Source organism: Duganella sp. OV510, assembly GCF_900100205.1.
Lineage (GTDB): Bacteria > Pseudomonadota > Gammaproteobacteria > Burkholderiales > Burkholderiaceae_D > Rugamonas.
Map to the genome: position 1 here is coordinate 1210631 of NZ_FNEQ01000001.1, position 18775 is coordinate 1229405.

An 18775-nucleotide genomic window follows, 5' to 3' on the forward strand; every position below is an offset into this window, starting at 1 on the left:
CTGGGGCAAGCTGGTATCATGCCGGGCTTCGCCCCAGCGCGCGCCCGGCGCAGCGTTCGGCAACCTTACAGTGAGTAATAATATGAACCATTCGAGCCAACCTCTGCCGTCTTTCTTCAGCCGGATTTCGATCGCGATCGGCGCCTTTTTCCGCGCCCTGTCCGATGCTGAATACGCAGCGCGCCTGACGCGCATCGACGATGCGCCACAACCAGCCGCCGCACCAGTGGCGCCGCCGGCACCAGCACCAGCACCAGCACCGGCACCTGCGCCTGCGCCTGCACCGGCCCCGGTCACCCTGCGCGTCGCCACGCCGGACGCCGCCCTGCAACTGCTGTCGCTGTTGCAGCGCGAAGCCCGCCTGATCGACTTCACCCAGGAAAACCTGAGCGCCTATTCCGACGCCGACATCGGCGCTGCCGCGCGCGTGGTGCATGAAGGCTGTGCCAAGGTGCTGAAGGAACACTTCACTATCCAGCCGATCCGCAGCGAAGCGGAAGGCAGCCGCGTCGAACTGGCGGAAGGCTTCGACGCCGCCGCCGTGCGCCTGACCGGCAATGTGGTCGGCAAGGCACCGTTCAAGGGCACGCTGAGCCATCGCGGCTGGCGTTCGGCCGAAGTGCGCCTGCCGAAGCTGGCGGAAGCGCATGACGCGGCCATCCTGTCGCCGGCGGAGGTGGAACTGTGAGCGATCCGCGTTACGCCATCGGCATCGACCTGGGCACCACGCACAGCGCGCTGTCGTATGTGAACCTGCAAGCCAGCGAAGGCGAGAAAACCCAGCACGGCGTGCTGGCGATTCCGCAATTGACCGCACCGGGCACCATCGAAGAACTGCCGCTGCTGCCGTCCTTCCTCTACCTGCCGCACGCCGACGAACTGGCGCCGGGCGAGAACAACCTGCCATGGCAGCAAAGCGCTGAAGAGCAAGCCGGCGTGGCCGGCGAGATGGCGCGCAGCCGTGGCGCCACCACGCCGATCCGGCTGGTGTCGAGCGCCAAGAGCTGGTTGAGCCATCCAGGCGTTGACCGCCGCTCGGCGCTGCTGCCAAACGACGCGCCGGAAGAAGTCGCGCGCGTGTCGCCGCTGGAAGCATCCACCCGTTACCTGAGCCACTTGCGCAAGGCGTGGGAACAGGCGCACCCTGACGCGCCGTTCGGCGAACAGGCCGTGACGGTGACGATTCCTGCCTCCTTCGATCCGGGCGCGCGTGAACTGACCGCCGAAGCGGCGCGCGCCGCCGGCTATACCAATCTGACACTGCTCGAAGAACCGCAAGCCGCGCTGTATAGCTGGATCCAGGGCAGCGAAGGCCGCTGGCGCAAGGAAGTCAAACCGGGTGACATCATCCTGGTGGTGGACGTCGGCGGTGGTACCAGCGACTTTTCGCTGATCGCCGTGCTGGAACGCGATGGCGTGCTGGAGCCGCATCGCATCGCGGTCGGCGACCACATTCTGCTCGGCGGCGACAATATGGACTTGGCACTGGCGCACCTGGTGGCGCGCAAGCTGGCCGTCAACGGCACGCAGCTGGATGCCTGGCAAATGCGTGCGCTGACCTACGGCTGCCGCAGCGCAAAGGAAAAGCTGCTGGCCGATGCCAGCGTCGCCACCTGGCCTATTGTCGTGCCCAGCCGCGGCTCGAAGCTGATCGGCGGTTCGATCCGCACCGAGTTGACTCGCGATGAAGTATCGACCTTCATCCTCGACGGCTTCTTCCCGAAAGTGGAAGCCTCGGCACGGCCGGCAGTGCGCACCCGCGCGGGCCTGACGCAGCTTGGCCTGCCGTATGCGCAGGATGCCGGCGTCACGCGCCATCTGGCCGCGTTCCTGGCACGCCAGCTCGGCGCCACGGCAGAACTGGAAGGCTACGCCGGCAAGCAAAGCGCGGAGGCGACGTTCCTGCATCCGACCGCAGTGCTGTTCAACGGCGGCGTATTCAAGTCGGACCTGCTGGCGCAACGCATCATGGGCACCATCAACGACTGGCTGTACATGGAAGGCGCGGAACCTGCGCGCATGCTGGGCGGCGCCGATCTGGATCTGGCGGTGGCGCGCGGTGCCGCTTACTACAGCTATGTGCGTCGCGGCAGCGGCGTGCGCATTCGCGGCGGCACGGCGCGTTCGTACTACGTGGCGATCGAATCGGCAATGCCGGCGATCCCCGGCATGGAACCGCCGATCCAGGCGCTGTGCGTGGCGCCGTTCGGCATGGAGGAAGGCAGCGAAATTGAACTGCCGAACCAGGAGTTTGGCCTGGTGGTCGGTGAGCCGGTGCAGTTCCGTTTCTTTGGTTCCTCGGTACGCCGTCAGGACCAGATTGGCGATTTGCTGGACTTCTGGGGCGCGGATGAGCTGATCGAGATGAACGAGATCCAGGCCAACCTGTCGCCGGAAGGCCGTCAGGCTGGCGATGTGGTGCAGGTACGCCTGCATGCGATGGCGACCGAATCCGGCACGCTGGAACTGGCCGCAGTGGCCAACGATGGCCAGCGCTGGAAAGTGGAGTTTGACGTCCGCACAGCATGAGTAAATACGTCGTCAGCATCGACCTGGGCACCACCAACACGGTGATGGCCTTTGCAGAAGCCGGTAGCGCGCAGATCCAGTTGTTCGACATCGATCAGCTGACCGCGCCCGGCGAGGTTGGTGCTGCGGCGTTGCTACCGTCCTTGCGCTATCACCCTGCGGATGGCGAGCTGGCGGCGGGCGAACTGCAACTGCCATGGCCGCAGCAGGATGCGGCGCAGGTGGTGATCGGCCAGCTGGCACGCAAGCTTGGCGCGCAGGTGCCGGGGCGGCTGGTGGCCAGCGCCAAGAGCTGGCTCTCGCATCCGCAGGTGGACCGCATGGCGCCGATCCTGCCGTGGGGTGCGGAGGCCGATGTGGCCAAGGTATCGCCGGTGGCGGCCAGCGCATCATACCTGGCGCATTTGCGCAGCGCCTGGGATGCGCGCTTTCCGGCGCATCCGCTGCATCAGCAGCAGATTGTGCTGACCATTCCCGCATCGTTTGACGAAGGCGCGCGTGCCCTGACGCTGGAAGCGGCGCGCATGGCGGGGCTGCCGTCGTTGCGCTTGCTGGAGGAGCCGCAGGCGGCGTTCTACGATTGGCTGTTCCGCCAGCGCGCCGCGCTGGCCGAGGAGTTGGCGGAAACGCGGCTGGTACTGGTGTGCGATGTCGGCGGTGGCACCACGGACTTCAGCTTGATGAAGGTGGACGCCAGCGCAGGCGGCCAGCCGGCCATCAGCCGCATCGGCGTCGGCAACCATCTGATCCTCGGCGGCGACAATATGGACCTCGCCCTCGCCCACCTGGTCGAAGCGCGACTCACCGGTGGAGCGCCGCGCGGCGACACGCCAACGGGCAGCCATTCGGCGGCGGGCGAAGAAGCGCGGGTAGCCTCCCCGCCGCAAGCGAAGCTGTCGGCTAGCCGCCTGTCGCAACTGGCGGAGCGCTGCCGGGCGGCGAAGGAACTGCTGCTGGCGGCTGATGCGCCGCAACGCACCACCGTCACATTGCTGGGCACCGGCTCGAAACTGATCGGAGGCTCACGATCGGCCGAACTGACACGCGATGAAGTCTCCGCGCTGGTGGTGGACGGCTTCTTCCCGCTCAACGAAACACAATCCCCGGCCAAGCGTGGACGCGGCGCCATCGTCGAATTCGGGCTGCCTTACGCCGCCGATGCCGCCATCACACGTCACCTTGCAGACTTCCTGCGCCAGCATGCCGCCGCCACGCGCGAAGCGCTGGACCTGCCGGCCGACAGCACCACTATCCCGATTCCGGATACGCTGCTGCTCAATGGCGGCGTGTTCCGCGCCGACGCCCTGGCACGCCGCCTGGAAGCCACGCTGGCAGGGTGGCGCCAGCAACCGCTGCGCGTCCTGCACAACGATAATCCCGACGTCGCCGTCGCACGCGGTGGCGTCGCCTACGCGCTGGGCCAGTCCGGCCAGGCGCCAGTCATCGGCGGCGGTTCCGCGCGCAGCTACTTCCTGCTGCTGGACGACGCCGGCCCAAGCGACAAGCCGCGCCGGGCCATCTGCATCCTGCCGCGCGGCGCCGCCGAAAACCGCGAACTCCTGCTGGCCGACCGCACCTTCGCGCTGCGCCTCGGCCGACCGGTGCGCTTCCACCTCGCCTCCTCGACGTCGGACGCGCCACGAGCCGGCCACGTGATCGAGTTGCAGCCGGACGAATACATCCAGCTGCCGCCGATCGCCACCGTCCTGCGCGACAGCAGCGCCGCCGACGCCCGCAAGGAAATCCCGGTGCAACTGGCCGCGATGCTCAGCGAAGTCGGCACGCTGGAAGTGCATTGCGTGGCCAAGGAAGACAAGCAACGCTGGCTGCTCGAATTCCAGCTGCGCGGCGAAACAACGCCGGAAGCCAGCGTACCTGACGAAGCGCCAATGCCGGCCGGCCTCGCCGCCGCCATCGAAAAGATCGACCGCATCTTCGGCAGCCGCGCGCAGCAGGTCGACCTCAAGGAAGTCAAGCAACTGCGCGTCCAGCTCGAACACCTGCTGGGCAGCCGCGAAAGCTGGATCACACCGCTGCTGCGCCACCTGTTCGACGCGCTGATGCAGCGCGCCAAAGGCCGTCGCCGCTCGTCCGAGCACGAACGCGCGTGGCTCAACCTCAGCGGCTATTGCCTGCGTCCAGGCTTCGGTCACACGCTGGACGAGTGGCGCATCGAACAACTGTGGGCGCTGTTCGACAGCGGCGTGCAAAACCACAAGGACAGCCAGACCTGCGCCGAATGGTGGACGCTGTGGCGCCGTGTCTCCGGCGGCTTGAGCGTGGACGCGCAATTGCGTGTGCTGGATGATTTTGCCTTCAACGTGCAGGCCGATGCAGCGGAGCGAGGCCGCCGTCCGGTCACGCTGGTGAACGGCAGCGAGGAAGACATGCTGCGCCTGGGCGCATCGCTGGAACGCATTCCCGGCAACTACAAGGCAGAAATCGGCGCGTGGATGCTGGACCAGCTGCAGAAGGCCGGCAAGGCTGCAGCCAAAGCCACCGCCAACAAAACCCGCAGCGGTGCGGGCGACCTGGCCAAAGCGGAAGCAACGCAAGGCCGCTTCCTGTGGGGCTTGAGCCGTGTCGGCGCGCGCCAGCCTTTCCACGGCAGCGCGCATGACGTGGTGGACACCGCCATCGTCGAACAATGGCTGGACCAAGTGCTGAAACTGGACTGGAAAAAAACCGAACCGGCTGGCTTCGCCGCCGCCCACCTGGCGCGCATGACCGGTGATCGCTCACGCGACATCAACGACACCTTGCGCGCCGAAGTGCTGCGCCGCCTACATGGCGTCGGCGCTCCCGCCAACTGGAGCGCCATGGTGCGGGAAGTGGTACAGCTCGACCAAGCCGATGAAAAACGCATGCTGGGCGACGCGCTGCCGCCCGGCCTCAAACTATTGAGCTGATGGTTTGAACAGCGGTGACAAAGACAGCGCCACGCCTTGGGCCAGCTCCTTGTCATTCGCAAAAATATCGGAGCGCACTTCGTGCTTGGCCGCCTGGATGTTCACTGAATACACCAGCGAAGCGCCGCCATAGGTCATTGCCACCGGCTCGCCGCTGGCGGCAAACACATTCAGATTAACCGACATCGCCACGGTCGTGCCATCGCTGCGATACTCGCGACCCGCACTATTCGACATCAGTACGCGGCGCTGCTGGCCATCCCACTGTACGGTGGCGCCGGACAGCGTGGCTTTGCGCAGCAGCAGGCGAGGCTCGATCACGAGCGCTGCCTGCGTGTCGTCTCCCACCCGCTGCACCAGATGTGCACGCGCCTGGAAATAAGCGTCGTGCCGGCGCTTGCCGGTCACCGTATCGTAGACACCACCCACCGCGTCCACTTCCTGCGCCCAAATGGTTTCGTAGTTGGACCGTGCAATCCCGGCCACCTTGTAACCAGCTGCCTTCAATTGACGATGCAGCTGGACCAGCAAGGAATCAACGCCTTCCTTCAACTCCGCGCCTTCGGCTTGCGGCGGCAACAGTACGATCAGCGCACCCGGCGCAGGCGCCTTGAATTCCGGCGAAATCAGGTTATCAGACGATTGCTGCGGCGCAGACGCGCACGCAGCGAGGAAGAAGGGAAGGAAGCACAGCAGTTTTTTCACGTCACATATTCTTAAAATATTGCCAAACAGCATTTTAAACGATGACGTCCTGTCAATTCTCGCGAATAGTCACATAGCTGGCCTGCTGCGCAACGAAACCATCGAAGGCGTCGATCAGCGGATCGTATTTGTTCTCAGCGTTTTCAACTTGTGCCAGCGCGTAGGCGGTGGCCTCCAGCGTCGACAGCTGATCCGGCAGGTGCGCCTTGCGGATCAGGTAGTGCGATGGTGGCGTGTCACGCAAGGGCATGCGCGGCAAGGCTTGCAGCAGCGGATTCAGATACAGCATCTTGCGGCTCTTGCGCCAGGTGCCGTCCAACACTACCAGGCGCAATGGTTCCCGCAGCCACGCAGGATCGAACGGCTGCGGCCTGGCCAGGCTTAGCGACGCATCTTCGGTATCCGGATAGAGCAGCAGGTTGCGCCGAGCGGGAGACAGCATGGCCTGCAGTTGTAGCGGATCGAACGTTTCGCCGACTTCCAGCCGGCTGTTGGCCAGGCTTAGATGCAGCAAACGCGCACTGCCCTTGGCATTGCTGACTTCCATTGGATGTTGAAGAATCAGGACTTCAACCTGATTCGGCAGCGCTGTCACCCAACGGCAGATGCAGGTCTGCTGCGGGCGCAGGCACGCGGCGCATAGGGCGCGCCGCGCTTTCGGCTCGGTGGTGCTGGCGGTATTCATAGACCGCCATTTTACAGCGGCTTAGAATTCTTCCCAGTCGCCTTCATTCGTGGTGACTGGCTTGCGCTTCTCTTGAGCCGCCGGCGCGGGAGCCGATGCGGGCTTGGGCGCCGCCACTGCGGCGGTACGGCGCGGCAGGGCCGCAGCCTTGGCCGGTGCGCGCGGAAGGGCTGGCGTCGAGTACGCGGCATCCAGCTTGAACACGCTGACCACGTCCGCCAGCTTGGCCGACTGCTCTTGCATCGATTCCGCAGCAGCAGCCGCCTCTTCAACCAGCGCCGCATTCTGCTGCGTTACCTGGTCCATCTGCGTGATCGCATCATTGACCTGGGCGATGCCCTGGCTTTGCTCTTCGCTGGCATTGCTGATCTGCGTCATGATCTGCGTGACGCGGCTGATGCTCTGGACGATTTCTTCCATCGTCTGACCTGCCTTGTCCACCAGCTCGGAGCCGATCTGCACTTTCTGCACCGAGTCGTCGATCAGGCCCTTGATGTCCTTGGCGGCCGAGGCGGAACGCTGCGCCAGATTGCGCACCTCCGACGCCACCACGGCAAAGCCACGCCCCTGTTCACCGGCACGCGCCGCCTCCACCGCCGCATTCAGCGCCAGGATATTGGTCTGGAAGGCGATGCCGTCGATGACCGAAATGATGTCGACGATCTTGCGCGACGAATCGTTGATCGAACCCATGGTGTTGACCACCTCGCCCACCACCGAGCCGCCACGGCTGGCGATCTCCGACGCGCTGATCGCCAGTTCGTTGGCCTGGCGGGCGTTCTCCGCATTGAAGCGCACGGTGGACGTCAATTCCTCCATCGACGATGCGGTTTCTTCCAGCGAGCTGGCTTGTTCCTCGGTACGCGACGACAGGTCCTGGTTGCCGGCAGCGATCTCGGTGGACGCCGTGGCGATCAGTTCCGTGCCATTGCGCACCTGGCCGACGATGCTCACCAGATTGCTGTTCATGGTCTTCAGCGCGTTCATCAGCTGCCCGGTTTCATCGTTGCTGTTGACCTGGATGTCGCTGGTCAGGTCACCCGACGATACTGTCTCCGCCACCTTCACCGCTTCGTTGATCGGCTGCGTGATGGTGCGGGTGATCCACCAGGCGGCGATCACGCCAAACGCAATCGCGGCCAGTCCGAGCATGACCAGCAGCGTGCGGCCGCTCTGATATTGCTGGTGAATGTCGACGGCGGCCGCGTCCAGCAAAGATGCCTGACGATCGGCGAAGCTCTTGAGCGCACCAAGGTAGGCGATGCGGCTCTGGGTCATTTCGCCTTCGTAGATTTTGGTGGCGGTGTCCAGGTCACCGGCATTCTTGGCGGTGAAAACGGACTTGCGGAAGTCAGTGTAGGCTTTGCGTGTGTCCAGCACTTTCTTGAACAGCGGCTTGAGTTCTTCGTTGTCCAGATTGGCGCCGATCTGGTCCTGAATCTGGGTGGCGCGGCCGGAGGATCCGGCCATCAAAGCTTCGAGCTTTTTCTGATCGGCGGCTTCGCGCACCATGAATGCGCCGGTGGTGCGCGCGGCGTTGACCTCAATGATTTTTCCCCACTCTGCAGTCAGGCGCTCGTCGCGTACCTTCACATTAATCATTTCGTCCGTCTTGGCACTGGCGCTGCTCAAGCGCAGGATGCCAATCGCAGTCATCGCCACCAACAGTAACAAAATAAGCGAGAAACCGAAGCCGAGGCGGGTACCGATCTTGAGATTATTCATAGCTAACTCCCTAGCTAAAAGTCTGGATTGTCCAGTTCATCCTAGCACTAATCCCTTTCAATATGTAGCATAAAAGAAACTTTCAGCATTGCGGCGCAGCATTAATCCCCTGTTGGCGAGGCCCCCAGCAACTCCTCCACGCCGGCGATGGCAGCAGGGTCCTTGATGACGGCGCGCAGCCAGACATGCAGCGGCATCTCGCCCCAGCTGGCCGCGCGCTCGGCCAGGTAGGCGACCGGGCTGTGGGGCTCTGTACGTCGGAAAAAGTCCGCCACCAGTCGCAGCTGTTGCAGCGCCTGGATGCGGTTTTGCAAGGGACCTGGGGACACGATGGCAACGTTACCAACAGTGCTTTCAGCGTGTTCAGCAAGATTAATGGAAGCACCATACGGCGCCAGTTCACGCACCAACGACTGTACCGCTTCACGCGCGGCATTGAAGCCCGGACCATCGGCGCCCAGTTGCGTATCTGCCACGCGTTCCAGCGTAATTAAAGCGGTCAGGCAGTATTCGGCATCGTCCAATGAGGGCTTTTGCACTACGCATTCCTGCACCAGCAGCGGCGTCCGCGCCAGTATCCAGAACAGGTTGCCGATGCGCTGATCGTAGTCGTCCCCATCGACCAATGGATACAAATCTGCCCAGTATTGTTCGCACAATCCGGCCAGCACAGCGTAGCCGTCGCCGAGGCCACGCACGCCCTGCGTCCGGGCCAAAGCTTCGGCCAGCCATGCGGCCAGACGCAGGTCCTTGCTGCGGGTGGCGATCATGTCGGCGCAGCGGCTGGCGACGAAGGGCCAGTCGGCTTCTTTCAGCGCCGTGGTCCACTCACCCTGCGCCAGCGTTGGATCATCATGCTGACGCGCCTGTGCGATGGCGTCCACCTCGCTGCTGAACGACAGGTCCTGGCCACAGGGCCGATCCGCACTGACCGGTTGCAGCAACTGCGCAACGTTGAACATGACGCCTCCTATTCGATGGTGTAGGTGAATTGCCCTTCGCCGGTCACGCCGGCCTTGATGTACGCGATGCCCTCTTCCAGCGCCATCCGCTCCAGCACCGCCTGCGCGATTTCCGGCAGCAGCGTGCCATTGAGGATATGGTCGACATTGCGCGCGCCTGAATCGACTTCTGTGCAACGCGCCAGCACGGCCTCCAGCAACGCGGCGTCGTAGCTGAATTCCGCATGATGCTGCGCGCGGATGCGCTGGCCGATGCGCGCCAGCTTGAGTGCAATGATCTCCTTCAGTACGTCATCTGGAATTGGATAGTAAGGCACCACTTTCATCCGGCCGAGGAAGGCAGGCTTGAAATGCCTGGTCAACTGGGGACGCAACAGCGTTTCCAGTTCTTCCGGCAGCGGCGGCGTGTCGTTGTTCAGGCATGCCTGCATGATGATCGCCGAGCCAGCGTTGGCAGTGGCGATGATGATGGTGCTGCGGAAGTCGATCTCGCGGCCTTCGGCATCGTCGAGCTTTCCCTTGTCGAGCACTTGATAGAAAATTTCCAGCACGTCGGGGTGGGCTTTCTCGATTTCGTCCAGCAGCACCACGCTGTAGGGCTGGCGACGAACAGCTTCAGTCAACACGCCACCCTGGCCGTAGCCGACATAACCGGGAGGCGATCCTTTGAGGCCGGAGACGCTGTGCGCCTCCTGATACTCGCTCATGTTGATGGTGATGATTTTTCGCTCGCCACCGTACAGCAAGTCCGCCAACGCCCGCGCGGTTTCCGTCTTGCCGACGCCCGATGGGCCGACAAACAGGAACGCGCCTTGGGGCTTGTCCGGATCGTCGAGATTGGCGCGCGCAGTGCGGACCCGCTGCACGATAGCGGCAATCGCGTGTGGCTGGCCAAGGATGCGGGACCGCAGCGCATCCTGTAAGGTCAGCACGGTACGGATCTCGTCCTTGACCATTTTCCCCAGCGGTATGCCAGTCCAGCCGGAGACGATGGCAGCGACGATGGCGCCATCGACTTCCAGCGGCACCATCGGCGTTTCATCCTGCAGTGTGGCCAGTTCGTCCTTCAGCGCACGGCTGGCGGCCGTGTCACTGCCCTGTGCTCGCTGACGGATGATGGTCGCAACGATGGATTGTTCCCGCTGCCAGCGTGCGGTGTGCAGCACATGCTCTTCCTCCAGTGCGGCGTGGGTGGCTTGCAGATGCTGAAGACGTTGATGCTGATGGACCTGATCAGTCTCGCGCTGCACGGCGGCGATTTCGGCGGCGATACGGTCCATCTGCCTTGCCGCATCCTCCAGCAATGCCGGTGTGCCGCTTTGTGCCAGCGCCACCCGGGCACAAGCTGTATCCAGCACACTGACCGCTTTATCCGGCAAGTTCCGTCCAGTGATGTAGCGCTGCGACAGGCGCACTGCTTCGATCACCGCCTCGTCACGAATACGCACGCCGAAGTGCTGTTCCATCAGCGGCACCATCGCACGCAGCATGGCGCAGGCGATGTCCTCGCTGGGCTCTTCCACTTTCACCACCTGGAAGCGCCGGGCCAGCGCGGCATCCTTTTCGAAGTATTTTTTGTACTCGCTCCAGGTGGTCGCAGCGATAGTGCGTAGTTCGCCACGCGCCAACGCAGGCTTCAGAAGATTGGCGGCATCGTTCTGGCCTGCAGCACCACCGGCGCCAATGATGGTGTGTGCTTCGTCGATGAACAGGATAATCGGCTGAGGGCTTTGCTTCACTTCCTCAATGACGTTCTTCAGTCGTTGTTCGAACTCGCCTTTGACGCTGGCACCGGCTTGCAACAGGCCCATGTCCAGCGTGTGAATCGCGATGTCTTTCAGCACCGCAGGTACGTCGCCTGTTACGACGCGCAGCGCCAGGCCCTCCACCACCGCCGTCTTGCCGACGCCGGCCTCGCCGGTGAGGATGGGATTATTCTGGCGGCGACGCAGCAGGATATCGATCAACTGGCGGATTTCAACTTCGCGGCCAATTACCGGATCCAGCCGGCCTTCACGCGCTTGCTGCGTCAGGCTCGTGGTGTACTGGTCCAGCGCGGGCGAGCGCGTGATAGCGACTGGCGCCTCCGGCGCAACGATCTCTTCCTGCGATTCTCGCGTGTACTTCTCCAACTGGTGCTTGACCTCGTCGATGGGAATACGCGCAAACTGCGGTGACGCGCGCAACGCCAGTTGTTCCAGTTCGGGCTCGGTGAGCAGGGCCACCAGCAGATGCGCACTACGGATCTGGCCTGGCCATGTCGCCAGCGATGCGATCAGCCATGCATGTTCCAGCAGCAGCGGCAAATGACGCGAGAACACCGGCGTCCGCGTACTGCCAGTCTTGAACTGGCTGATTTCCCGATGCAGATCCGCCTCCAGCGCAGCGATCTCCACACCGCAAGCGCGGGCGATCAGCACGACGTCGCAGCGTTCCTGCTCCAGCAAAGCCAGGAACAGGTGTTCGACCTCCACCTCATGCTGCCCCAGTCCCACGCAGATATTGGCAGCGCGCGTGGCCGCCAGCCGGGTGGTGTCATTCAGCTTGCCGATCAGCGATTTCAGATTCATTTTCTGGCTCCGCGCGTGCTGCGGTTGATGGAGTAATGCAGCGATGACGGTTGCAGCACCGCGTCAAAGCTCACAGCTTCGGTGTATGACAATCCGGCCAACGTGCCGTAGATGGCAAAGCTGACGCGGTTGATGTCGCCCGCCTCACGTTCCAGGCGGGCCTGCACGTTGCGCAAGCGCGGCTCGTGGCGCTCGATAGCCGTCTTCAGCGCGGCGCAGATACGTGCGCGGTCATCGGCGCTGCTCAGGCACATGCCGGCAAAATCCACCAGCCCATAATTGGCGATGGAACGCGTGCATTCGGGATAGGCGCGCATCCACTCTTCCGGCACGGCGCAGCGGGTGTTCAACAAGTCTTCCAGGTCGCGCGCCACGCTGTCCTTGTATTGTTCGAGTGAGACAGGGCGATCATGGTCGCCGAGCAGCCGGTCCATCAGGCCGGGAGCAAAGCCATTCATCAGGTGCTTTCAAAAAGAAGCCAGGCCGGGCGGCCTGGCCATAAAGCGCTGCGGGCGCCGGGGGGGGAAATAGTCAGACCACGCGGTTGGCGGCAAGGTCCCAGCCGCCGGAGGTATTGCCACCGGCGCCACCGCTGATTTTCTGCTGCGTGTACTTCCATTTGATCCGGGAGAACTTGAGGGCCACGTCCTCGGTCAGGATGTCGCCTTCATCCACCGCCGGCGAGACGGCGCCGATCAGCACATTTTCGATCTCGATTTCATAGTACTTTACGCGCTCGCCTTGGGCGTCGGCGCGCATGAACTCGAATTTGGCCTTGGGGATGGTCCGGCCTGCGGAACAGGTCTGCAGCAGGATGGGCGAAGACAGGTCGGCCAGCTTGGAGATGACGATGTCCCGGTGTTCGCAACGTTCGGCCGTGTGACCACCGCTGGTGGAAGCGGTCGCGGACTTGGGCTGTTCTACGCCGAAGCTGACCGACTTGCACTCGATCCAGTCCTTGTGACGGTCATCGTTCGATTCGCCCTTGATACCGTCAATGTACAGATATACGTCGATTGCCATTGCATGCTCCTCTCAGTGTTGTTGGGATTAGTGGTTGGTCGATTGCGGCAGCTCCGCGACCAGACGGAGTGAAACGGACAGTTCATCAAGCTGAAAATGCGGACGCAGGAAAGACACGGCGCGGAACACGCCAGGCCGCCCGGCCACCTCGTGCACCTGCACCGACGCTTCGCGCAGCGGGAACTGCGCCTTTTGTTCCTGGCTGGCGTTATCGTCCAGCAGCACATACCGCATTAGCCAGCGATTGAGAAAATCCTCGACATTCGATGCAGCGGCAAAGCTGCCCACCTTGTCGCGCATCATGGCTTTCATGTAGTGGGCGATGCGTGAGACGGCGAAAATGTACTGCAGCTGCGAGGACAGCACGGCATTGGCGTTGGCCGCTTCGCTGGTGTATTTCTTCGCCTTCTGCGCCGACTGCGCGCCGAAGAAGGCGGCGTACGCGGTGTTCTTGCAGTGGACCAGCGAGATGAAGCCAAGGTCGCTCAATTCCTTCTCGCGGCGGTCGGTGATGGCGACTTCGGTCGGGCATTTGAGCGCCACCTCGCCTTCGCCAGTCTTGAAGGTGTGCGTCGGCAGGTCATCAACCAGGCCGCCACCCTCCACGCCGCGTATCGCCGCGCACCAGCCGAAGTCGTCGAATGCCTTGGTCAGCTTGGCGCCGAAAGCATACGTAGCGTTACACCAAAGGTACTTCTGATGATCGGTGCCATCCACTTCTTCGACGAAGTTGAAGCCTTCCACTGTGGTGCCATCAACCGGATTGAACGGCAGCCGGCCCAGAAAGCGTGGCAGCGTCAGGCCGACGTAGCGTGCGTCTTCGGATTCGCGGAAGGCTTTCCATTTGGCGTATTCCACTGTGTCGAACACTTTCGACAGGTCGCGTGGCCTGGCCAGGTCGCCATAGCTCTCCAGGCCAAAAAGCTCGGGCGAAGCAGAGGCGATGAACGGGGCGTGCGAAGCGGCCGCCACGTGCGACATCTGCTCGATGAAATACATGTCTTCCGGCTGGCGCGATATTTCGAAATCGCCCAGCAGCGCTGCATACGGCGCGCCGCCGAAGGTGCCGAATTCTTCTTCGTAGATTTTCTTGAACATCGTGCTTTGATCGAATTCCAGTGCAGACTGGAAGTCCTTGACCAGTTCGCGCTTGGTGGCGTTAAGCATGCGAATCTTCAGTCCTTGGCCAGTGACGGAATTCTTTACCAGGTAATGCAGGCCGGTCCAGCTTTTCTCCAGCTTCTGGAATGCCGGCGCATGCATGATGGCGCTCAGCTGCGAGGAGATCAGCTGGTCCAGTTCCGCTACGCGTACGTCCAGCATGGCCGACAGGTTGTTGGAGACGACCACCGTACCGTCCAGTACCTGATTCACCAGTTCCGTGATGATGTCCTTGGCACGCTCGTGTTCCACGCTGGACTTGGCAACCTTGCTCTGTTCAACAATCTGGTCGAGCAGGCTGTCTCCTTCCAGTACCGTCACGGCTGCTGCGGCGGGAATGATTTGTGCCGACATGTCAGTCTCCCTTGCCGGCTTTGAGGCGGGCCAGCTTGTCGGTGTTGTTCAGTACATCGCTCAGAATGTCTTCCAGCTTGTCGTTCCCGGCCAGCTTGTTGCGCAGGTCTGCCAGCTTGCCGCGCGCCTCCAGCAGCCGGGCCAATGGCTCGACCTGACGCACCACGGACTCCGGGCGAAAATCGGCCATCGACCTGAAACGCAGTTCGACATTGAAGCTGCTGTCATCGTCCTTCAACTGGTTTGGCACCTGGAAGCGTGCAACCGGCTCCACGCCGGCCAGAACCTCATCAAAATTGCCGCTGTCGATGTTGACGAACTTGCGCTCTTTCAGGCGCTTCTTCTCCACATCGGAGTTGCCGCCGAAGTCGCCGACTACGCCTACCACGAACGGCAGTTCCTTGTTTTCCATCGCATCGCCGATCTCCACGTCGTAGGTCATTTGCACGCGTGGCGCGCGCACCTTGGTCAGACGCTTTTGAATGCTGTCACCGTTAGCCATACAAGCTCCTTTATTTCAGTCCGCCGAATGGATCATTCGCCTGGTTGTTGGTCTTGGCCGCCTGGCCTTTTCTGGTCGGCGTCGGCGCTGCGGGCTTGCGTGCAGCGGTTATCGCAGTGGGCACCAGCACATCTTCGCCAAGACTGGTGCGTAACAGCCTGGCCAGCTCCTGCGCTTCGGACCGCAAGGAACCATTCAGGTTGTTCTGCTGGCTCAGATCCGCCAGCGCCTTGGTTGACAGGCGCAGGCCACTGACCGCGATGATGCTATTAGCCAGCTTGTCGCTCGGGTCGCGCTGCAACGCCTCCTGCGCGTTCAGGATTGCTTCGCCATAGCTGGCGCGGTCAAACTTGATCTGCGCCAGTTGCAGCCACGGAGTTTTGTCTGCCGGGTAGTTGCCAGCAGCACTTCTCAGGATGACTTGTGCCTTGTCAGCCTGGCCTACAGCCAACGCGGCATCGGCCTCCGCCAATGCGCGGTCCAATGGCTGGATGGCTGGTTTATCGGCGCGGATGACCGCGCCATCCGTTGCGCAGCCCGACAACAGCAGCAGGCTCGCGATACAGGACAGCATTGATGTTGATATGCGCATCGGTTTCTCCTTTTGCATAAGCGGATGAGAAGATGGCCAGTATTCATGAAATACCGGAGCTACCGATTGCGCTTACTCAAGCGCCGTCTTCTTTTCTCTTTGCTTGCGTCTTCGCAAACTGCGCCGGTAGCGCTTTCGTTCTAATGACTGATCGGATAAAGGAGACGGCATGAGCATTCCATCCAAGGTGCTTTGGGGCGAGGGGCTGTTCCTGCGCCCCCAACATTTCCAGCAACAGGATCAGTATCACGAAGCACGCCTGCGTCACACCACGCAGGCGTTGCATCCCTATTCATGGGGCGTGCGCGAACTAAGCTGGGATTTCGATGCGCTGAGGGCCGGCAAGTTGAAGCTGGAATCGCTATCCCTGATCTTCCGCGACGGCGAAATCATCGACGCGCCCTTCAGCATTCCGCTGCCGTTAGCGATAGACTTGTCACGCATCCCCACGAATGTGATGGAAGTGACATGGCATGCCGCCCTGCCCTCATTGGCACCTGGCGGTGGCAACGCGGCGTCCTTCGGCGAGCCGCACAACGGCGCGCGCTATGGCCAGAACAGCAGTGAAATCGCTGACCTTTACACACAAGCAGTCAACACTGACGTCATCTTCCTCAAAAGCGCGGTACGGCTGATATCAGACCTTGAGCCGCTGGGCGCGTTCGAATGCGTGCCGGTGATACGGTTGCGGCGCATGGTAACAGGAGGCTTCGAGCCAGATCCCGCATTCATTCCACCTGGCCTGTCAATTGCCAGCGCGCCAGCACTCAAGGTCCTGCTGGATCGGCTGCTGGATGCCTTGCAGGCCAAGGTACAGTCGCTGCAAGGCCATATGCGCGAGCCGGGCCGCAATGTCATCGAGTTCCGCTCCGGCGACGTATCGTCCTTCTGGCTGCTGCACACGGTCAGCACGTCGGCGGCGGTGCTGACCCACTATGCACGCCATCCCCAATTGCATCCCGAGCGGCTGTTTGAGGCTTTGCTTGCGCTGGCCGGCTCGCTGATGACCTACTCCAAGCGTTATGCACTGATCGACCTGCCCAGCTACCAGCACGAAGATCTGGCACTCTGCTTTTGCGCGCTGGACGATATCATCCGCGACCTGCTGGATACCGTCATCTCGACCAGATACTTCGCCATCGCACTCACCGAGGAAAAGCCAAGCTACCATCTGGGCAAGCTCGACTCCGGCAAGATCGATCAGCGCACCACGCTGTACCTTGCTGTCAGCGCCGCGCTGCCGGCGCTGGAACTGGTCGACATAGTGCCTCTGCGTGTCAAGGTCGGCGCGCCGGACGATGTGGAAAAATGCGTATTGTCGGCGATGCCCGGCGTGAAGCTGACGCACGCGCCGCAGGTCCCCGCAGCGATTCCGATTCAACCAGACACCTATTACTTCGCTCTGGAGGGCAAAGGCATGTTGTATGAACAGATGCTGAAAGCGCAGTCAATCTCCATCTACGTACCAGCAGGCATACGCGACCTGCGCCTCAACCTGATCGCGGTGGCAGCATGAGCTCCCAGGTTGAACGCCGCGCCGTTCCCACGTTGATGGGCGGACAGCGCAAGCAGATCCAGGCCGGCTACGGTCACGTGCACACCCTGCTCGATCTGCTGCAGGAAGGCTTCTACCTGCTATTCATGCTGAAAAACGGCAGCATGCCGCCGGCCGAAGCGCCCTTCCTCGACACCATTACAGCCTACCTGGCGGAGTTTGACCGCGAAGCACGCAAGCTGCGCGCGCAGGGTGACGACATCGATGCGGCCAAATATGCATTCTGTGCCGCGCTGGATGAAATCATCCTGTCGTCGCAATTTCCGATGCGGCCGGCATGGGAACGCCGCCCGCTACAACTGGTGATCTTTGGCGATCAGCTAGCGGGTGAGCACTTTTTCGACCAGCTGGAGGCGCTACGCAGCAGCGGCGGCTCGCGGCTGCCGGCATTACAGGTTTTCCATATGTGCCTGCTGATCGGCTTTCGCGGCAAATACGCAGTGGATGCCAGCGACAAGCTGGCGTACCTGACCGCGCGCCTGGGCGACGAGATCGCGCACATGCAAGGCAAGAGCAAAGGCTTCGCGCCACAAGCCGAGCGGCCGGACCAGATCGTGCACAAGCTACGCTCCAATGCTTCGCTGTGGGCGGTATCGGCAATGTTTGGCGTGACCGGTCTGGTCACCTATATTGGGCTGGACGCATCGTTATCGCACACCACGGAAGATACGCTGGCGGCGTACTCCGGCCTGGTGAAGCTGGCGCCACGCCCGGCCTATGTCACGATTACCCTGCCTTGATTACTGCGCCACGCGGAATTCAATACGCCGGTTCCGCGCCCTGCCTTCTGCCGTGCCATTATCTGCCACGGGGCGATCTGGTCCCTGGCCAGACACCAGCACCATTTGCTGGCTGATTCCTTTTCCTGACAAATAACCGCGCACCGCTTCAGCACGTGCCTGGCTGAGTGCCAGGTTGCCGTCGCGAGGTCCGACATTATCGGTGTGCCCGATCACTTCAACCTTCTTGTCCCTGACCTTGTGCAGCGCAACTTCCATCTCGTCGAGGATGGCTTGGCCGGCTTGCGTCAACGTCGCCTTGCCGCTATCGAATTCGATGATGCGCTTAGCCAGCGTATCGTCCAGCAGGTTCTGTTCCGCAGCACTGACCCGCAAGCCGTTGTTGACTGTGTAGGTGGGATTCAGGCTGGTGGCGATGTCGCTGGCAATCTGCTGCCGCTGCGCTTCGTTCGCCACCTCGCCGCGCACGGTGACGGTGGTACCGTCGATTTTCAGTTCGCCCTTGCTGATTAACTTGAGATTGGGTGCTACCAGCTTTTGCACGTAGCTGTTCCAGTTGGGCGGCAGTGACACCTGGGCGATTGTCATCTGGTCGACGACGCGTTCCGCGCCGTACAGCGCACGCACATTGGCCAGCAAGGCGGCCTTGCTGGCTTCGTCAGGCACCGCGCCGGCTACCACGATCTGGCCCGGCGTCTGCGCTGCGCTGCCCCCGCACATCAACAACAGCACGATGGTTGTGATCTTCAAGTGCATGGCGGAT

The 18775-nt window shown here is 62.3% G+C and carries 16 protein-coding genes; 5 read left to right on the top strand and 11 right to left on the bottom strand.

Going from position 1 to position 18775, the window contains the following annotated elements; translation table 11 throughout:
* The first annotated feature begins 82 nt into the window (after nucleotides 1-82).
* From BLS51_RS05665 to BLS51_RS05675, 3 genes are read left to right on the top strand one after another with little or no spacing between them, the layout of a single operon-like run.
* Nucleotides 83-688 (top strand): DUF2760 domain-containing protein, encoded by a 606-nt coding sequence (locus BLS51_RS05665; protein WP_090176880.1) that lies wholly within the window; start codon nucleotides 83-85, stop codon nucleotides 686-688.
* The gene (locus BLS51_RS05670) at nucleotides 685-2529 is read left to right on the top strand and encodes an Hsp70 family protein (RefSeq protein ID WP_090176877.1); all 1845 of its coding nucleotides are present in this window, start codon (nucleotides 685-687) and stop codon (nucleotides 2527-2529) included. Before BLS51_RS05665 ends, BLS51_RS05670 begins: the two co-directional genes overlap by 4 nt.
* Nucleotides 2526-5438, top strand: coding sequence for an Hsp70 family protein (locus tag BLS51_RS05675; RefSeq protein ID WP_090176874.1), 2913 nt, complete (start codon nucleotides 2526-2528; stop codon nucleotides 5436-5438). The genes BLS51_RS05670 and BLS51_RS05675 overlap by 4 nt, the downstream gene beginning before the upstream one ends.
* Here the strand turns inward: BLS51_RS05675 and BLS51_RS05680 are convergent.
* From BLS51_RS05680 to BLS51_RS05725, 10 genes are all read right to left on the bottom strand, one after another.
* Nucleotides 5427-6143: a hypothetical protein gene (locus BLS51_RS05680; protein ID WP_090176869.1), complete on the bottom strand. Its 717-nt coding sequence runs from the start codon at nucleotides 6141-6143 to the stop codon at nucleotides 5427-5429. The two genes, BLS51_RS05675 and BLS51_RS05680, sit on opposite strands and share 12 nt — an antisense overlap.
* Nucleotides 6144-6195: 52 nt before the next feature.
* Nucleotides 6196-6828: a tRNA-uridine aminocarboxypropyltransferase gene (locus tag BLS51_RS05685; protein ID WP_090176866.1), complete on the bottom strand. Its 633-nt coding sequence runs from the start codon at nucleotides 6826-6828 to the stop codon at nucleotides 6196-6198.
* A gap of 21 nt (nucleotides 6829-6849) precedes the next feature.
* The gene (locus tag BLS51_RS05690; RefSeq protein ID WP_090176863.1) at nucleotides 6850-8553 is read right to left on the bottom strand and encodes a methyl-accepting chemotaxis protein; all 1704 of its coding nucleotides are present in this window, start codon (nucleotides 8551-8553) and stop codon (nucleotides 6850-6852) included.
* 101 nt (nucleotides 8554-8654) lie between these two features.
* Nucleotides 8655-9515 carry a type VI secretion system protein TssA gene (tssA, locus tag BLS51_RS05695; protein WP_090176860.1) on the bottom strand — a complete coding sequence of 287 codons (861 nt, stop codon included), beginning with the start codon at nucleotides 9513-9515 and terminating at the stop codon, nucleotides 8655-8657.
* 8 nt (nucleotides 9516-9523) lie between these two features.
* Nucleotides 9524-12085, bottom strand: coding sequence for a type VI secretion system ATPase TssH (gene tssH, locus BLS51_RS05700; RefSeq protein WP_090176857.1), 2562 nt, complete (start codon nucleotides 12083-12085; stop codon nucleotides 9524-9526).
* Entirely contained in the window at nucleotides 12082-12543 is a 462-nt protein-coding gene (gene tssE / locus BLS51_RS05705; protein WP_090176854.1) for a type VI secretion system baseplate subunit TssE, read from the bottom strand. Before tssE ends, tssH begins: the two co-directional genes overlap by 4 nt.
* A 73-nt stretch (nucleotides 12544-12616) precedes the next feature.
* Nucleotides 12617-13108: an Hcp family type VI secretion system effector gene (locus tag BLS51_RS05710; RefSeq protein WP_090176851.1), complete on the bottom strand. Its 492-nt coding sequence runs from the start codon at nucleotides 13106-13108 to the stop codon at nucleotides 12617-12619.
* Nucleotides 13109-13135: 27 nt separating this feature from the next.
* Nucleotides 13136-14623: a type VI secretion system contractile sheath large subunit gene (gene tssC / locus BLS51_RS05715; RefSeq protein ID WP_090176848.1), complete on the bottom strand. Its 1488-nt coding sequence runs from the start codon at nucleotides 14621-14623 to the stop codon at nucleotides 13136-13138.
* A gap of 1 nt (nucleotide 14624) precedes the next feature.
* A complete protein-coding gene (gene tssB / locus BLS51_RS05720; protein WP_090176845.1) occupies nucleotides 14625-15125 on the bottom strand; it encodes a type VI secretion system contractile sheath small subunit in 501 nt (166 codons plus the stop codon).
* Nucleotides 15126-15135: 10 nt separating this feature from the next.
* On the bottom strand, nucleotides 15136-15717 hold the full coding sequence (locus BLS51_RS05725; RefSeq protein ID WP_090176841.1) for a tetratricopeptide repeat protein: 582 nt from the start codon (nucleotides 15715-15717) through the stop codon (nucleotides 15136-15138).
* Nucleotides 15718-15886: 169 nt separating this feature from the next.
* Between BLS51_RS05725 and tssK the strand changes: the two genes are divergently transcribed.
* Entirely contained in the window at nucleotides 15887-17233 is a 1347-nt protein-coding gene (gene tssK, locus BLS51_RS05730; RefSeq protein ID WP_090176838.1) for a type VI secretion system baseplate subunit TssK, read from the top strand.
* Nucleotides 17230-18012: a type IVB secretion system protein IcmH/DotU gene (gene icmH, locus BLS51_RS05735; protein ID WP_090176835.1), complete on the top strand. Its 783-nt coding sequence runs from the start codon at nucleotides 17230-17232 to the stop codon at nucleotides 18010-18012. The genes tssK and icmH overlap by 4 nt, the downstream gene beginning before the upstream one ends.
* On the opposite strand, the gene BLS51_RS05740 is transcribed toward icmH, so the two are convergent.
* On the bottom strand, nucleotides 18013-18768 hold the full coding sequence (locus BLS51_RS05740) for an OmpA family protein (RefSeq protein WP_090176832.1): 756 nt from the start codon (nucleotides 18766-18768) through the stop codon (nucleotides 18013-18015).
* Nucleotides 18769-18775: the final 7 nt, after the last annotated feature.

What these genes read in the sequence shown, in the direction of transcription:
- BLS51_RS05665 (WP_090176880.1), top strand. Translation starts at nt 83, where the DNA reads ATGAACCATTCGAGCCAACCTCTGCCGTCTTTCTTCAGCCGGATTTCG.
- BLS51_RS05675 (WP_090176874.1), top strand. Translation starts at nt 2,526, where the DNA reads ATGAGTAAATACGTCGTCAGCATCGACCTGGGCACCACCAACACGGTG.
- BLS51_RS05685 (WP_090176866.1), bottom strand. Translation starts at nt 6,828, where the DNA reads ATGAATACCGCCAGCACCACCGAGCCGAAAGCGCGGCGCGCCCTATGC.
- BLS51_RS05690 (WP_090176863.1), bottom strand. Translation starts at nt 8,553, where the DNA reads ATGAATAATCTCAAGATCGGTACCCGCCTCGGCTTCGGTTTCTCGCTT.
- tssA (WP_090176860.1), bottom strand. Translation starts at nt 9,515, where the DNA reads ATGTTCAACGTTGCGCAGTTGCTGCAACCGGTCAGTGCGGATCGGCCC.
- tssH (WP_090176857.1), bottom strand. Translation starts at nt 12,085, where the DNA reads ATGAATCTGAAATCGCTGATCGGCAAGCTGAATGACACCACCCGGCTG.
- tssE (WP_090176854.1), bottom strand. Translation starts at nt 12,543, where the DNA reads ATGAATGGCTTTGCTCCCGGCCTGATGGACCGGCTGCTCGGCGACCAT.
- BLS51_RS05710 (WP_090176851.1), bottom strand. Translation starts at nt 13,108, where the DNA reads ATGGCAATCGACGTATATCTGTACATTGACGGTATCAAGGGCGAATCG.
- tssC (WP_090176848.1), bottom strand. Translation starts at nt 14,623, where the DNA reads ATGTCGGCACAAATCATTCCCGCCGCAGCAGCCGTGACGGTACTGGAA.
- tssB (WP_090176845.1), bottom strand. Translation starts at nt 15,125, where the DNA reads ATGGCTAACGGTGACAGCATTCAAAAGCGTCTGACCAAGGTGCGCGCG.
- BLS51_RS05725 (WP_090176841.1), bottom strand. Translation starts at nt 15,717, where the DNA reads ATGCGCATATCAACATCAATGCTGTCCTGTATCGCGAGCCTGCTGCTG.
- tssK (WP_090176838.1), top strand. Translation starts at nt 15,887, where the DNA reads ATGAGCATTCCATCCAAGGTGCTTTGGGGCGAGGGGCTGTTCCTGCGC.
- icmH (WP_090176835.1), top strand. Translation starts at nt 17,230, where the DNA reads ATGAGCTCCCAGGTTGAACGCCGCGCCGTTCCCACGTTGATGGGCGGA.
- BLS51_RS05740 (WP_090176832.1), bottom strand. Translation starts at nt 18,768, where the DNA reads ATGCACTTGAAGATCACAACCATCGTGCTGTTGTTGATGTGCGGGGGC.